Genomic DNA, 14,993 nt, shown 5'->3' on the forward strand with positions numbered 1-14,993 from the left:
TACAACAGAATAATCCGATGATTTTTAAACATGCGATAGGCACCGTGTTTGCGCAGTGCTAAGATCGTCGCAAGAATAAAAATAATAGCAAGGGGAGTGTGTCCGTGCTGCAATACACAGCGTTGGCATGCGTGAAAATGTCCGCAGATTTCCGTAGAGAAATGCGCGGCACGAACATGATCTGGGCCGATATCCCGATGCGTTGAATCGCGACGCCATCGTTTCGGAAGCCCTCCCTCTTGCCCTTATTTTTTTAAAAATCAAATAATGACAGGGGTGAACATGGGTGATTTCTTGAAGGGGGCGGCTTGCGTCGTCGTAGTGTCGTTGCTCTCAGGTTGCGGGGCGCTTGATCCGGTCAATATGATTTTGTCCGCCCGGGCATCTTCCTACGACATGGTCGCGGAAATGACCTCGCCCGAAATGCGCAACATCACACTGAACTCCTTGCGCACGGCGGATTGCACCACCTTGAACGGCTTGATTCCGCTCTATCAGAAAGAGTTGGACCAGGCCACGGCAAAGGCCGACCGCGTGGACATTGCCGTGGCCGAGATGAATATCTCCGTCGTGAAGCAAATACAGCGGGAGAAATCGTGTCCGGTCACTGCGCCGTTGCGGGCCAAGGGCTCACCATCTGCACCGGCTCCGGCAGTCGCTTCGGCTTCCTCCTCGTCTCCGGCCGTCAAAACCGCGCAAGGCTCCCTGGACATCACTGTCGACAGCGTCTCGCCCTCATTGTCGAAATCGCTGGGCCTGGCCGATCAGAAAGGGGCCCTGGTCGTCGATACAAAAAAAGGCAGCGCTGCGGACAAGGCCGGCATCAAGCCGCTTGACGTGATCCTGGAAGTCAATGGCCAGCCCGTATCCACACCGGCGGAGTTCGACAATATCGTCAGCCGCATGCGCCCCGGTTATAAAGCGCCTTTGCGCGTTTTCCGCTCCGGCAAGACGCGCAGCGTCACCGTGGTTGTCAGCAAGGATGATCGCGCTGTGTCGCCGCCGGTTGCAGCTGCTGTCGCCGCTGTTCCGGAGCAGGACACCGCGCCGTCGATGGCCAGCCCGCTCCTGCCGGCGCATGGATGGCTGGGAATGCAGTACGTGATGGGCGCGGCTGGATTGTATGACGATGTTCCGCAACCGATAGCGACCGCGCTCGGCCTTTCGCAGACACGCGGCGTACTGATGGGCGGTTCCGTGCCGAATGGCGCCGCCGACAGAGCAGGCATGAAGACGCTCGATGTGATCGTCTCTCTGAATGGCCGGCCTATCGAGAACAGAAAGCAACTGACAGAACTACTGGGGCGTCTGCCCGGCGGCGCATCGGTCAAGCTGGGGATCTGGCGCAACCGCAAGCTGGAGTTTGCGCAGGTGACCCTGGGTTCGGAAGCATTGCAAGTGACGCTGCCTACGGGCGCAGAGGGATACTGTTTTGCCTGGGTCAACGCGAACGCAGCAGCAAGAAACGGCGCAATCAGCTATGAATTCGTGGTGCCGGCCGCGGACGCCGTCGAAGACATCAATCCGACGATAGGTGCGCAGTTCCGCGCCTATATGGTCGAACGCGGCCTGGGCTCGGAGTTCGGCACAGCGCCCGGATACGCAGTCTGCCGCAAAACGCGGGAGGCCATCGTCAAGGCGCGGGAGGACGCGACAACTGCTTTGAGGCAGAGCTTCGCGGCGACGGGGAAAGATACGCTTTCCATGTACTGGGTGCCGCGCTGAATAGCGCAAACAGACCTTCGACCTCCCGGGAACTCTTATGACTATCCATTCCAAGCTTCTCGCATGGACCGTAGCAGCCTGCGCCGCGATCGCTTTATCAGGCTGCATGGCGGTACATTCGGTGGTCTCGCCGATGATGCAGTCGGCAATGAAAAATAGCGTTGAATCCAACGCTACGCCCGAAAGCATGGGCATATCGACGTCGAGTTATCGCGGCAAGGATTGCGCCTCCCTGGCTGCGCTGGCCAAGGAATTCGCCAAGTCGCAGACGGATCCCTCGATGGATCCGTTCACAAAGAAAACGCAGGGCTGGAATCTCGACGCCATCAATCAGGTGCGGTCCGAACAGGGATGTACCGGCGCCGGCGGCACGGCGAAAGTACCTGCATCCGGTGAAGTGCCGATGTATGGTTTTTGCTGGTACGCAGAGCCCGGCGGCACCGGCACCACCTATGTGTCCACCGTGTTTGCCTATGTAGACTGGTATGCGGATTATGGTCAGCATGAGCAAAAGGAATTCGAATCCTATCTGAAGAGCCGCTATGCGCCGGCAGCCGCGACGGCGATTTGCCAGGGGGAAGACACACGGCCGCGCGCCGATGCCGCACGCGAAAAACTGTGGGGCCAGATGTTTGGCAACCTGAGTTCACGGCGGGTTGCAGTGACCTGGACGCCGGTCAGCAAGCCGCCGCCGCGCAGGTCTGCTGCGAAGAGTTCCGCCATGACGGTGCAGCCTGCTGCGCCACTTCCATCATCGTCCGGCAGCGGTAAAGTCATTGGCCTGCAACTGAGTAATATCGATGAGGCAACAGCCAGAAAACTGGGATTGAATCCTGCGCAAGGAGCGCTGATCAATGACGTCGCCAAGGGTGGGACGGCGGCAAAAGCCGGATTGCGCCAGAGCGATGTGATCGTTGAAATCGGTGGCCAGGATGTACGTACCTCGGAAGACGCACAAGCCATTCTCAGCGCCATGCGTCCCGGCTTCAATGCGCCGCTGCGCGTGTGGCGCGCACGAAAAATGCTTGATCTGACACTCGAGGTAGCAGCGACACCCTGAGATGTTTACACGGTATCCGCGATAAAGCAGAAGCGGCGATTACTCGTGCGTTCCTGCTCCTTTGAGGCCGCCGCAGGGAATAAAGCTCAGCCGCCTTCGGGCGACAGGCCGTGTTCTTTCATTGCCTGACGCGCAGTTGCGGCGGCAAACATCGTCAGGAAGGCGCGTACCGTCGCGGATGATGAGGCGTGCGAAGAAACCGCGCCGGCGTACACCGTATAGTTCTGTATAGCCGCCGGCAGTGGCCCCACCAGGCGTGCGCCTTTTACTTGCAGGATTTCGCTTTGCTGATGCAATGCCAATGCAGCTGAGCCATCGACCAGTTTCTCCGCCACCAGACCGCCGGAGACCAGCACCTCCTTGGCGTGCATCTCTGCCGCGATGCCCAGCTTGTCAAATAGTTTCTCCAGATAGATACCGCTGGATCCGCCAGCCTTAGGATCGATCAGCGCCACCGACGGCGCATCCAGCAAGGCCTTTCTGAACTGCGCCACAGTGGCAATGGCCGGCGCCGGCGCACCTTGCCTGACTGCGACAGCGATGCCAACGCGTGCAATCCCGCGGGCGCTTGTGGCATCCACATAGGCGTCCTTGCTGAGACCGCTCAAGACGCCGTCCGGCACAACCGCGACGTCAAAGGCGGCGCCTGAACGAACGCGTTTGTCCATCACGCCGGCAGTGGCGTTTTCGACCGTCACATGGATGCCGCTGTGCTGTTCGAAGTCGGCGGCGACGGTACGCACGACGGGAGCAATGGCGCCGGCAGCGAACACCTTCAGTTCATCAGCGCAAGCAGGCGCAGATGCACCAGTCAGGACAGCAAAGGAAGTGACGGCGAAAAAATGCAGAGAGGGCAAAGACAGCAGACGCACGATTTTTCTCCTGAACACGCAAGCGATGAATTGACAAGTAAGAAGCGGGAAATGCGGCTTGGATTATACGATGTGCTCCGGCGCTGCATTTTCCGGCGAGACAAAGCAAAACGGCTTGCAACGCTGCAAGCCGTTTTGTCTGAAAGACGCAGCTCCGGTTTATTGAAGGAAGTCCGCAATGACAGCAACCGTCGCCTGCGGCTGTTCTTCCATCAGCCAGTGGCCGGCGTTGGGGATCACTGCGCCGCGCACGTTGGCAGCGGCAAAACGTGCTACGGCTTCCATGGTCGTACCAAAGGACTTCTCGCCGCCAATGGCCAGCACAGGCATCTGCAACAGTCCCTTGGCGATATAGGCCTTGTTGTCGATGGCATCCTGGTCGAAGGCATGGAACTGTTCAAAGCCTGAATGCATTGCGCCCGGCAGCGCATAGAACCTGGCATAGTGACGACGCGAGGCTTCGTCAAAATTCTTGGGATCTGCGGAGAACTCATTCCAGAAACGATCAAGGTAAATGCGCTCGCGGCCTTTCACCAGGCGCTCCATGTCCGGACCGCCGAAGCGGAAATGCCAGAGCAGGGGATTCTTCAGAATCTCTTCCCATGGACCGACACCCGGCAGCGGCGCATCCATCAGCACCAGCCTGGTGACACGCTCCGGCTGTTCCGCGGTGAAGGCATAGGCGACCATATTGCCGATGTCATGCGCAACCACATCGACCTTGCCGATCTTGAGCGCGTCCAGCACGCCGGCGATATCGCGCGCCTGGTTTTTCTTGTCGTAGCCGGTTGCAGGATGATCCGATAATCCCATGCCGCGCAGATCCGGCACAACGACTGTATGCGTGGCCGCAAGTTTGGCCGCCAGCGGCGCCCACATGTCGCCGGTCTCGCCATAGCCGTGCAGCATCACGACGGCAGGTCCCTGGCCGCCGACCCGGACATGGATGCGCGCACCGTTAGTGGCGATCGTCTGTGTCTTGAATCCAGCTGGGAAAGAGAAGCCGGCAGCCAGAGCCGGGAAAGAATGTAGTGAAGCAAGTACGAGTAGCAGCGCTAGTATTTTTCGCATTTTTTGAACCCCCGTTCGTTGTTCAGGCCGGTTGGCCTGAGACGGATACTGTCACACATCACGCAGTCTGGAGAATGTATTTTCAAGACTGCGTTACCAGGCCGGCGAATGCGATATAAAAAGCTTAATATTTTGCCGCGGGAAGACATCAGGAGTGATCAGAAGAGCAATATTTTCTGATCGGCTCAGGATGTCATCAAAACGTTTTCAGGACATCAGTGCGTTTGTCCCGCAGCCTCCAGAATCAGATCGGCGATTTCATCCGGGTGCGACAGCATCGACAGATGGCTGGAAGCGATCTCGATGGTCCTGGCCTTCATGCGTTGTGCGAGGAAGCGTTCCAGTTGCGGCGACGTGGTGCGGTCGTTGGTGGAAACCGCATACCAGGTCGGCTTGTTGCGCCATGCGGCCTGGGTCGTGCGCGAAGCGAACAGCGTGTCGGAAATACGGCCTTGTTCCGCGTACATCACCTTGGCCTTGACCGGATTGATGTCGCCTGCAAAGTCACGCAGGAAAGCCTCTTCGCTCAACTGTGCAAAGCCGCCGGATTTGACCAGCCCGGCGCTTGCCGGCGGCGTCGGAAATTTTCCCGCCAACGCACCGTAATCCTCACCGGCATCCGGTGCGCGGGCAGCGACATAGACCAGACCTGCCACCTTGGGATCGGTACCGGCTTCGCTGATGACGGTGCCTGCCCACGAATGACCGACGAGGATGGTCGGGCCGTCCTGCAACGCCAGGATGCGGCGGGTTGCTTCGACATCATCGGCCAGCGAGGACAGCGGGTTTTGCACGGCGGTCACATGCAGACCGGCCTTTTGCAGGCGTTCGATCACTTCCGACCAGCAGGAGCCGTCGGCGTAGGCGCCGTGCACCAGCACCACGTTCCTGACGGGCGCGGTCTTTGCGGCGTCTTCGGCGAAAGCCGCATGGGTCAGGAGCAGGGCGGCGACGCCTGCAATCGTGGATTTCACGGCGGACTTCATGAATGAGCGTTTGTTGAGCATGGCGATAATTCCTTGTGTGAGTGAAGCAATAAATCAGTGAATAAAAAAGGGAAATGCAGCGATCGGCGAATTCATGCAGATACAAATGCGCAGAACGCACGACTCCATCCGCTCCGATCAGCGGTGGTTTTTTTACAGGGGAGAAAAGGCCGGAGTTACATCCGGCTACATCCGGGCTACATCAGGACTGCGGCCGGCCGGGCTCGATGGCCCGTTGCACGGGCAGCGTCGACGGCGTGTCGGATGGGCTGACGACGGCGTAGAAGTAGCGTCCCTGCCGCCAGTACTGCGTCAGCAGATTGCCGTCCTGGCGATTGCCGGCGCCGAAGTTGAACAGCTCGCCCGGCGGCCGGACGTAGTACACGATGGCTTGTCCGGCATCGTTCTGATACAGCACCATCGCCGCGGCGCCTTTGTCGCTGGCCATCAGGCGGCCGCCGACCGGTTTGAAACCGTAGGCGCTGAAATCCGGCATCGGCGCAGCCTGGACGAAATGCTGGTTGAGCCAGCCTTGTAGCCGATCCGGTTCGCTGGTCTTCATATCGACCTTCTGCGCCATGTCGCTGGTCGCAAACATGCGGTAAGCCTGCGTCGCGTCGGCCATCGGCAGATAGGTCTTGCGCATCGACATGTCGCGCAATTGCCAGCCGCCCAGCGTGCCAAGGCTCAGCGTCAGCACCAGCGAAGCGGCAATCGCCATGCGGCGCTGCGAGCGCGCGCGCAATTCGCGGCGGATTCGGAAGGGATCCAGACGCGGCGGAATCGGCGCAGCAGGCATGTTTTCCAGCGAAGCGCGCAGGCGCTGATTGTCCAGCCTCAATTGCTCCACTTCACGGGCAGCCTCGGGATGGCTCGCCAGATAAGCCTCGATCTGGCGGCGCATGGTTTCGTCCAGCTGGCCGTCGACGTAGGCGTGCAGGTCTTGTTCGGAGGGAGAGAAAGTGTTCATTTGAGAATCCGCAAAGAAGGATTGGCCTGACCGTCATTGAGCGCACGCAATGCCTTGCGGGCACGCGACAGGCGCGACATCACGGTGCCGATGGGGATGTCCATGGTATCTGCGGCTTCCTGATAACTGAGACCTTCGACCGAGATCAGCAGCAGCAAGGCACGTTGTTCCGCCGGCAGTTTGCTGAAGTCCTGCAAGGCCGAGCGCGACATGGCGATGTCTTCAGCCGAGGGCGCGAGGTTTTCTTCGGTACGGCTGAACAGCGACAGCAAGCCGGCATAGCGCTTGGCGCGACGCTGGCCATCGAGGAACTGGCGATACATGATCTGAAACAGCCAGGCGCGCAGATCGCCATCGTCGCGGCGGCGGTCGGCGCGTGACAGCGCTCGTTCCAGGCAGGATTGCACCAGATCGTCGGCGCTGTTTTCATGGCGCGTCAACGACAGCGCAAAGCGCCGCAGCCGGGGCAGCAGTTCGCGCAATTCGTCATCGCTGAAATCTTTACTCATGGCAATCAGTCGTCCCGGTGGTGATATCGTTCATGCACAGTAAGACGAACGGCCCCGGGGCTTATTCCCGCCGGATGCAATTATTTTTCAGGAATACGAAAGCAAGATCCGGCAAGCACGCCGACTTGCTTTGACGCATCATAACGGGTTGCGCAACGAGCATCACCAATGCCTTCTCCATTGCCATCATGACAAAACAAGACACTGACAACATTCCCGGCCTGACAGCTATCGACGACGGTACCGTCTACTGCGCCTGGCACGCCGCCATGCCTGAATATCACGGCAGCGAGTGGGGCCGGCCGGTGGCGGACGACATCCGTTTGTTCGAAAAAATCTGCCTGGAAGGATTTCAGTCCGGCATGGCCTGGATCACCATCCTGCGCAAACGCGAAAACTTCCGCGCCGCTTTCGATGGTTTCGATTTCCGTCGCGTGGCGCGATACGGCGACGAGGATATCGCACGCCTGATGGCCGATGCCGGCATCGTGCGCAACCGGGCCAAGATCGTATCCACCATCAACAACGCGCAGCGCGCGCTGGAACTGATAGACGAAGCCGGCTCGCTGGCAGCCTGGTTCTGGCAATTCGAGCCCTCCGCCCAAGAACGTCCGCAGGTCGTAACGCTCGACTACTGGGCGGCTAATCCGACGTCGGAAGCCTCCACCAATCTGTCCAGGGCGCTCAAGAAGCGCGGCTGGACTTACGTCGGCCCGACCACCATCTACGCCTTCATGCAAGCCATGGGGCTGGTCAACGACCATCTCACCGGCTGCGCCTGCCGTGACCGCGTGGAAGCGGAACGCAAGGCTTTCAAGCGCCCCGTGCAATAGCGTTCAAGACTTCCCGTCGGCCTTGCCCGAACATGCAGCTTCTTCATCATCAACAAGGACCTGCACGTGACTGACACCGCAATCGATCTCCCCAAAACCATTCCGCAACGCTGCGTCATCATCGTCGATGCTGCATTGCCGGTCGGCAAAGCAGCCAACGCCGCCGCGGTCATCGCGCTGACCATTGGCCAACGTCATCCCCAACTGGTCGGGCCGGCGCTGATTGACGCGGATGGTTGCTCCCATCCCGGCCTGATCCCCATCGGCATCGCCGTGCTGGCAGCCGGCCGGGAGGAATTGGCGAACATCCGCGCCAAAGGGGTGGAAGTCGGCTGCGACGTGGTGGATTTTCCCGTGCAAGGGCAGGAGACGACCGACTATCAGGCCTTTTGTGATGCCGTCGGTAAAGTGGCGACCAGCGATCTCAGTTATCTCGGGGTTGCCCTGATCGGCGAGAAAAAACCAATTAGCCGCATCGTCGCCAATATCGGTTTGCTGAAATAGGCGACAGTCTTATCGGGCAACCATGGCGTTACGGTAGGCGCCGGGTGTGACGCCCATGATGCGGCGGAACCAGCGCGTCAAGTGCGCCTGATCCGAAAATCCGGTCGCGGCACTGACGTCCGCCAGCGAATGATTGAGACGGATCAGGCTCTTGGCAACGCGTACGCGGGCCTGGCGCTGATAGGCATGCGGCGTCATGCCGGTGGCGCGCTCAAAGGCGCGAAATAACTGAAACGCAGGCAAACCTGCCACTGCAGCAATGTCTTGCAGATGGACCTGCTGGCCAAGGTGCTGATCCAGATATTCCTGCGCCAGCTGAATCGCACGACTTTCCTTGCCGGCCACGGCGGGGGCATCGGCATCGCGCACATGGCGATCGAACAGGCGCGCGGCAAATTTCAGATAGATCTCTTCGCAATACAGCGCCGAAGCCGCATCCGATGTCTGCAGCTGGGAACAGTTGTGCATTTCGTAAAACAATTGCGCCAATATCTTGTCGCGAATCAGCGGACCGGCGACCGAGACGCTGCGCATCACATCCTCATCGCGCACCAGTGAGCGCAAATAATTCAGGTCGACATACAAGGTGCGCTGTTGCCAGCCATCGCTATCGACCGGCCAGCCGGCATGCGGTTGATCGGCATCGATGGCGTACAGGTCGCCGGCGCGCGCGATGAATTCCGTACCGCGCATGCGGATGCGGATCGCGCCACGCGTCAGCAGGGCAAAACAGGCCGTGTCATGGGTATGGACGTCATAGGAGAAATCGACGAAGCGTGCGCGCAGCAATTCCGCCTGCAAATTGGGCGCGTGCCACAGCGTGATGTCGGGAGCGTCGTTGCGCATGACAGAGTCGAGGTATCGGCGAAGAACATAAAAAATCGGGTATGCCAGAAAGCATACCCGAAATGTATTCGCCTTATCCGGCGGCCCGAATAACCGGGCAGCCGGGCAGTTGGGCCGCAGCAGCCTAGATGCCGCCCATGCAGAGATACTTGATGACAAGGTAGTCGTCGATCCCGTAATGCGAACCTTCGCGTCCCATGCCCGATTGCTTGACGCCCCCGAACGGTGCGACTTCGTTGGAAATCAGCCCGGTATTGATGCCGACCATGCCGCTTTCGAGACCCTCGGCGACGCGCCAGATGCGGCCGATGTCGCGTGAATAAAAATAGGCGGCCAGGCCGAACTCGGTATCGTTGGCCATCGCAATGGCGTCTTCATCCTTGGTGAAACGGAACAGCGGCGCCATCGGTCCGAAGGTTTCTTCTTTCGCGACGATCATCTGCGAGGTCACGTCTACGATCACGGTCGGTTCGAAGAAGCTGTGACCAAGCGCATGACGCTTGCCGCCAGTCAGGACGCGACCGCCTTTTTCACGGGCATCGGCGATGTGCTGCTCGACTTTTCTGACGGCTTTTTCATCGATCAGCGGGCCTTGCGTGACGCCGTTTTCGAGGCCGTTGCCAACCTTCAGCTTGCCGACTGCAACCACCAGTTTTTCGGCAAAGGCGTCGTACACGCCATCCTGCACGTAGATGCGATTGGCGCAGACGCAGGTCTGGCCTGCGTTACGGAATTTGGAAGCGATAGCGCCTTCAACGGCGGCATCCAGATCGGCGTCGTCAAACACGATGAAGGGCGCATTGCCGCCCAGTTCGAGCGAGAGTTTCTTGACGCTGGAGGCGCATTGTTCCATCAACAGTTTGCCGGTCGCCGTGGAACCTGTGAAGCTCAGTTTGCGCACCAGAGGATTGCTGGTCATTTCGCCGCCGATGATCTTCGCGGAACCGGTGACAACGCTGAACACGCCGGCCGGCACACCTGCACGCTCCGCCAGGACCGCCAATGCCAGCGCAGAGAACGGCGTCGCCTCAGCTGGTTTGAGCACCATCGGGCAACCTGCCGCCAACGCCGGTCCTGCCTTGCGTGTGATCATCGCCGCCGGAAAATTCCACGGCGTGATCGCCGCACAGACGCCGATCGGCTCCTTGATGACAACGATGCGGTTGCCTGGCGATGGCGAGGGAATGGTGTCGCCGTAAGTGCGTTTGGCTTCTTCGCCGAACCATTCGATGAAGGACGCGGCATAGGTGATTTCACCCTTGGATTCGGCCAGCGGCTTACCTTGCTCGGTAGTCATGATCAGCGCCAGGTCGTCGGCGTTGGCCAGCATGAGATCGTTCCATTTGCGCAGGATGACACTGCGTTCCCTCGCGGTTTTCTTGCGCCATCCGGCCCAGGCGGCTTGTGCAGCTTCGATGGCGCGGCGTGTTTCGGCGGCGCCCATGTCGGGAATGGTGCCGATCTTGTCGCCGGTGGCAGGGTTGTGCACGTCATGCGTGCCGCTGCCGTCGGCATTGCACCATGCGCCGTTGATGTAGGCCTGCTGGCGGAAGAGGGTTGGGTCTTTGAGGTGTTCAGAAAGCAGCATGAATCTCTCCAATTCTTTAATCTGTAAGTCGGTCTGCATGGGTGGCATGCCGCTACCCGATACTCGGTGTGATGTTGCCGGACGCCTTAAGTTTCATGATCAAATGACAAGGCCCGGTGCGCCATCGCATTTTCAGTTTCATGATCTGGCGCATTGACGGCCTCATTTTTATCGCGCATCCTAGCGACTCCGAATAGCCATGCGGCAATAAACGATCGCGTATCGATTTACTGCCCTAGCAAATACGCACACATCGTCACCGCAAGTGGAAGCATCGATACCGGCCACGGCCGCCGATGCAGTCAAGGTCTTGTCATGGGTCGCTTATGCTGATTGCTTTGCCGGGTTCTTCACGCTGTTTCTTGCTATTTCTTTCTACGTCCGGTCCCGCCGGCCACCCGGAAATTTCCGGCTCCTCACCAGACAACATCCCATACACATTCGTCCCGGCAGGTTCCTGCCAGGCATCGCTACCTCCTTATTGCTTAACAATTTCTTTGTACTGAAAGGTAGTAATCATGGAATGGCTACACCATCTGTTTGCGCGATCTCCTGAAATTGCGCTGTTTCTCTCCCTTGCCGTCGGCTACTACATCGGCAAGATCCAGTTCGGTAAATTTCAGCTCGGCGGCGTGGCCGGTTCGCTGCTGGTGGCTGTGCTGGTCAGTCAAGTGGGCGTGAGCGTCGATCCCGGCGTGAAGTCGGTGCTGTTTGCGCTTTTCATCTATGCCGTCGGCTACGAGAGCGGGCCGCAATTCTTTAACTCGCTGGGCAAGCAATCGATACGTGAAATCATCCTTGCTGCCGTGCTGGCCATCACCGGCCTCGCGACGGTAGTAGTGATGGCTAAACTGTTCGGCCTCGACAAGGGCCTGGCTGCCGGCGTCGCCGCCGGCGGCCTGACGCAATCGGCGATCATCGGCACCGCCGGTGACGCCATCACCAAACTGGGTCTGGCCGCAGAAGAAGTCAAGCGCCTGCAAGGCAACGTCGCCGTCGGCTACGCGGTGACCTATGTATTCGGTTCGTTCGGCGCGATTCTGGTATGCGTTAACTTACTGCCCAGACTGATGGGCCGCAGCATCAAGGAAGACGCGGTACGTGCCGAAGCCGCCATGCAAGGAGGCGTGCAAGTCCTCGCGCCCGGCCAGCAAGCCGCTGCGCCGGATCTGGTCGGACGGATCTATCAGATAGGCGAGCACACCAGCCTCAGCATCGGGCAACTCGAAAAAGAACACGCCGCCCACGGCATCACCATCGAGCGCCTCAAGCGCGACGGCAAGATCATCGAAGTCGCACCGGAGCTGGCATTGGAAGCCGGCGACATCGTACTCGCCGTCGGCCGCAGACAGGCGATGATCAACGTGGTGCCGATTTTCAGCAAGGAGCTGTATGGCGTCGAAGGCATGGAACTGACCATGGAACGCCGCGATGTCGTGCTCTCCAACAAGGAGTATCACAACCGTACAGTCGGCGATATCCGCACCAACACCGCGCTGCAGGTACGGCATGGCATCTATGTCGTGCAGCTCATGCGCATGGGTAAGGTGCTGCCGTTGCAGGAAAAAACCATCGTCCAGACCGGCGACGTGGTGTCGGTGTTCGGTTCCGAACAGGACGTCAAACGTGTGTCGTCGTTGATCGGCTACGTCATCGTCCCCAGCGCAAAAACCGACTTCGTCTATCTCGGCGCCGGCCTGGTGGTGGGCTTGCTGGTCGGTTTGCTGACCGCGCGCATCGGCTCGATTCCGTTGACGCTCGGCAGTGGCGGCGGGGCGCTGTTATCCGGTTTGCTGTTCGGCTGGCTGCGCGCAAAACGCCAGACCTTCGGCTCGATGCCCAGCGGCGCCGTGCAGATCCTGAAGGATCTCGGCCTGGCCGGCTTTGTCGTCGTGGTCGGTTTGTCGTCCGGCCTGCAAGCGGTGCAGACCGTCAAGGAGCAGGGACTGACGCTGTTCGGTGTCGGCGTGGTCGTCACCATCTTGCCGCTCATCCTGACTATGCTGATCGGCCGCTACATCCTGCGCTACGACAACACGGCGGTGTTCGCCGGCGCGCTGAGCGGTTCGCGCAGCGCCAACCCGGCCTTCGGCGAAGTGCTGGACAAGGCCGAGAATGCCATCCCCACGGTTCCTTTCGCCATCACCTACGCTCTGGCCAACGTCTTCCTGACCTTGCTGGGGCCGCTGATTGTGGCGCTGGTGTAGGCAACCCGATCTACCGTTTTTACATTGCGATTTCACGCCTGTTTTTCGCCGCTGACACAGGGCATCGTTTTCAAAAAGGAGCAGCACCATGGATTTTAGCGACCCAGCAAAGCTTTCCCTGTTGAGCCCATTCGAACTCAAGGACGCGTTGATACAGACCGCGCTCCAAAGCAACAAACTCATGCTCAATGCCGGCCGCGGCAATCCCAATTTCCTCGCCACTACGCCGCGCCATGGCTTCTTCCAGTTCGGCCTGTTCGCCATGTCGGAGGCCGAGCGCTCCTATATCTACATGGATGGCGTCGGCGGCTTTCCCAAGCGCGACGGCATCGAGGCGCGCTTCGAACTGTTCGCCAAGAACCACGCCGGCGTACCCGGCATTCGCTTCATCGAGGCCGCCGTGTCCTACGTGCGCGACCAGCTAGGCATGTCGGCGGGCGACTTCATCTACGAGATGTGCGAAGCCATCCTCGGCTGCAACTATCCCGTGCCGGACCGCATGCTGCGCATGACTGAACGCATCGTCGGCAATTACTTGCACAAGGAAATGATCGGGACGCATCCCTTCGTCGGCCATTTCGACATGTATGCGGTGGAGGGCGGTACTGCGGCGATGACGTATCTGTTCGCCAGCCTCAAGGCCAATCATGTCATCAAGGAAGGCGACACGATTGCGCTGGGCATGCCGATCTTCACGCCCTATATCGAGATCCCGCACCTGTCCGAATTCAATCTGGTCGAGCTGGTCATCGACGCGCCGCAGTCCAACAACTGGCAATACACCAGAAAAGAACTCGACAAACTGCTCGATCCCAAGGTCAAGGCCTTCTTCCTGGTTAATCCGAGCAATCCGCCCTCGGTCAAGATCGACGACAAGACGCTGGCCTACATCGCCGAAATCGTCAAAAAACGTCCGGACCTGATCATCCTCACAGACGACGTATACGCCACCTTTGCCGACAACTTCACCTCGCTGTTTGCGATCTGCCCGTACAACACCATCCTGGTGTATTCCTTCTCCAAATACTTCGGCGCGACCGGCTGGCGCATGGGCGTGGTCGCCACGCACAAGCACAACGTCATCGACGAACTGATCTCCAAACTGCCGGAGAAAACCGCACTGCAGCTCGACGAACGCTACAGCTCCATCACCACTGCGCCGCGCACGATCAAGTTCATCGACCGCCTGGTCGCCGACAGCCGCACCGTCGCCCTCAATCACACCGCAGGCCTGTCGACGCCGGTGCAGGCGCAGATGAGCCTGTTCTCGCTGTTCTCTCTGATGGACGAAGCCGGCAATTACAAGGCCGAAATGAAGCGCATCGTCTTGCGCCGCAAGGAAGCCCTGTACCGCGAACTCGGCCTGCCCATGCCGTACGACGCCAACTCGGTGCGCTACTACCATCTGCTCGACATGGAGCTGCTGGCCGCGCAGATGCACGGCGAAGAGTTTTCAAAATGGTTGCTCAAACGCATGAAACCTAACGAAGCCTTGTTCCGCCTGGCCGAAGAAACCGGCGTCATCTTGCTTCCCGGCAAAGGCTTCGGCGCGACACATCCCTCCGGCCGTGTCTCGCTGGCCAATCTCAACGAATACGACTACGCCAACATCGGCCGCGCGATCAGAAAGATGGCATCGGAGTATTTCGCCTTATTTGAGAAAGAGAAGGGTGGCGGGAAGGGCAAAGCAGGCAAAGTGGTGAAAGCAGCCAAGTCGGCAAAAGCCAGGAAATAAAATCATCCTGGCGTCCCAGGAAGTACAGCAAGCCCGGTTCGCGCCGGGCTTTTTCGTTCTGCCCGGCAACGTTGCGCAGATGGGCAT

At 59.4% G+C, this 14,993-nt stretch carries 13 protein-coding genes; 6 read left to right on the top strand and 7 right to left on the bottom strand.

Annotated elements, in window-relative coordinates; genetic code table 11:
- Positions 1–282: 282 nt before the first annotated feature.
- Positions 283–1,725, top strand: coding sequence for a PDZ domain-containing protein (locus tag AC1RN6_RS17995; protein WP_493006814.1), 1,443 nt, complete (start codon positions 283–285; stop codon positions 1,723–1,725).
- Positions 1,726–1,762: 37 nt separating this feature from the next.
- Positions 1,763–2,785 (top strand): S1C family serine protease, encoded by a 1,023-nt coding sequence (locus tag AC1RN6_RS18000; RefSeq protein WP_493006815.1) that lies wholly within the window; start codon positions 1,763–1,765, stop codon positions 2,783–2,785.
- Between the two features lie 86 nt (positions 2,786–2,871).
- Here AC1RN6_RS18000 and AC1RN6_RS18005 read toward each other — a convergent pair whose 3' ends face one another.
- The 5 genes from AC1RN6_RS18005 to AC1RN6_RS18025 all read right to left on the bottom strand — a co-directional run bounded on the left by AC1RN6_RS18005 (position 2,872) and on the right by AC1RN6_RS18025 (position 7,193).
- Positions 2,872–3,657 (bottom strand): molybdate ABC transporter substrate-binding protein, encoded by a 786-nt coding sequence (locus AC1RN6_RS18005; protein ID WP_493006816.1) that lies wholly within the window; start codon positions 3,655–3,657, stop codon positions 2,872–2,874.
- 159 nt (positions 3,658–3,816) lie between these two features.
- Positions 3,817–4,728, bottom strand: a complete 912-nt coding sequence (locus AC1RN6_RS18010) for an alpha/beta fold hydrolase (protein ID WP_493006817.1) — start codon at positions 4,726–4,728, stop codon at positions 3,817–3,819.
- Positions 4,729–4,943: 215 nt separating this feature from the next.
- The gene (locus tag AC1RN6_RS18015; RefSeq protein ID WP_493006818.1) at positions 4,944–5,735 is read right to left on the bottom strand and encodes an alpha/beta fold hydrolase; all 792 of its coding nucleotides are present in this window, start codon (positions 5,733–5,735) and stop codon (positions 4,944–4,946) included.
- A gap of 181 nt (positions 5,736–5,916) precedes the next feature.
- Complete coding sequence (locus AC1RN6_RS18020) at positions 5,917–6,684, bottom strand: anti-sigma factor family protein (RefSeq protein ID WP_493006819.1); 768 nt, start codon at positions 6,682–6,684, stop codon at positions 5,917–5,919.
- A complete protein-coding gene (locus AC1RN6_RS18025; RefSeq protein ID WP_493006820.1) occupies positions 6,681–7,193 on the bottom strand; it encodes a sigma-70 family RNA polymerase sigma factor in 513 nt (170 codons plus the stop codon). Before AC1RN6_RS18025 ends, AC1RN6_RS18020 begins: the two co-directional genes overlap by 4 nt.
- A 188-nt stretch (positions 7,194–7,381) precedes the next feature.
- On the opposite strand from AC1RN6_RS18025, the gene AC1RN6_RS18030 reads away from it, so the two are divergent.
- Positions 7,382–8,026, top strand: coding sequence for a DNA-3-methyladenine glycosylase I (locus tag AC1RN6_RS18030; RefSeq protein ID WP_493006821.1), 645 nt, complete (start codon positions 7,382–7,384; stop codon positions 8,024–8,026).
- Positions 8,027–8,092: 66 nt separating this feature from the next.
- A complete protein-coding gene (locus AC1RN6_RS18035; RefSeq protein ID WP_493006823.1) occupies positions 8,093–8,530 on the top strand; it encodes a DUF2000 domain-containing protein in 438 nt (145 codons plus the stop codon).
- A 9-nt stretch (positions 8,531–8,539) separates the two neighbouring features.
- Here the strand turns inward: AC1RN6_RS18035 and AC1RN6_RS18040 are convergent, their stop codons facing one another.
- Together AC1RN6_RS18040 and gabD are read right to left on the bottom strand one after the other, a co-directional pair.
- Positions 8,540–9,376 (bottom strand): AraC family transcriptional regulator, encoded by an 837-nt coding sequence (locus tag AC1RN6_RS18040; protein WP_493006824.1) that lies wholly within the window; start codon positions 9,374–9,376, stop codon positions 8,540–8,542.
- Between the two features lie 124 nt (positions 9,377–9,500).
- Entirely contained in the window at positions 9,501–10,964 is a 1,464-nt protein-coding gene (gene gabD, locus AC1RN6_RS18045; protein ID WP_493006825.1) for an NADP-dependent succinate-semialdehyde dehydrogenase, read from the bottom strand.
- A gap of 518 nt (positions 10,965–11,482) precedes the next feature.
- Between gabD and aspT the strand changes: the two genes are divergently transcribed.
- Together aspT and AC1RN6_RS18055 are read left to right on the top strand one after the other, a co-directional pair.
- Positions 11,483–13,171 (top strand): aspartate-alanine antiporter, encoded by a 1,689-nt coding sequence (gene aspT, locus AC1RN6_RS18050; protein ID WP_493006826.1) that lies wholly within the window; start codon positions 11,483–11,485, stop codon positions 13,169–13,171.
- Positions 13,172–13,259: 88 nt separating this feature from the next.
- Positions 13,260–14,906: a bifunctional aspartate transaminase/aspartate 4-decarboxylase gene (locus AC1RN6_RS18055; protein ID WP_493006827.1), complete on the top strand. Its 1,647-nt coding sequence runs from the start codon at positions 13,260–13,262 to the stop codon at positions 14,904–14,906.
- Positions 14,907–14,993 lie beyond the last annotated feature (87 nt).

Source organism: Herbaspirillum sp. GW822-FHT03A08 (genome assembly GCF_058801885.1).

Coding starts and splice junctions, on each gene's coding strand:
- AC1RN6_RS18040 (WP_493006824.1), bottom strand. CDS start 9,376: ATGCGCAACGACGCTCCCGACATCACGCTGTGGCACGCGCCCAATTTG.
- AC1RN6_RS18015 (WP_493006818.1), bottom strand. CDS start 5,735: ATGCTCAACAAACGCTCATTCATGAAGTCCGCCGTGAAATCCACGATT.
- aspT (WP_493006826.1), top strand. CDS start 11,483: ATGGAATGGCTACACCATCTGTTTGCGCGATCTCCTGAAATTGCGCTG.
- AC1RN6_RS18025 (WP_493006820.1), bottom strand. CDS start 7,193: ATGAGTAAAGATTTCAGCGATGACGAATTGCGCGAACTGCTGCCCCGG.
- AC1RN6_RS18030 (WP_493006821.1), top strand. CDS start 7,382: ATGACAAAACAAGACACTGACAACATTCCCGGCCTGACAGCTATCGAC.
- AC1RN6_RS18010 (WP_493006817.1), bottom strand. CDS start 4,728: ATGCGAAAAATACTAGCGCTGCTACTCGTACTTGCTTCACTACATTCT.
- AC1RN6_RS17995 (WP_493006814.1), top strand. CDS start 283: ATGGGTGATTTCTTGAAGGGGGCGGCTTGCGTCGTCGTAGTGTCGTTG.
- AC1RN6_RS18055 (WP_493006827.1), top strand. CDS start 13,260: ATGGATTTTAGCGACCCAGCAAAGCTTTCCCTGTTGAGCCCATTCGAA.
- AC1RN6_RS18020 (WP_493006819.1), bottom strand. CDS start 6,684: ATGAACACTTTCTCTCCCTCCGAACAAGACCTGCACGCCTACGTCGAC.
- AC1RN6_RS18000 (WP_493006815.1), top strand. CDS start 1,763: ATGACTATCCATTCCAAGCTTCTCGCATGGACCGTAGCAGCCTGCGCC.
- gabD (WP_493006825.1), bottom strand. CDS start 10,964: ATGCTGCTTTCTGAACACCTCAAAGACCCAACCCTCTTCCGCCAGCAG.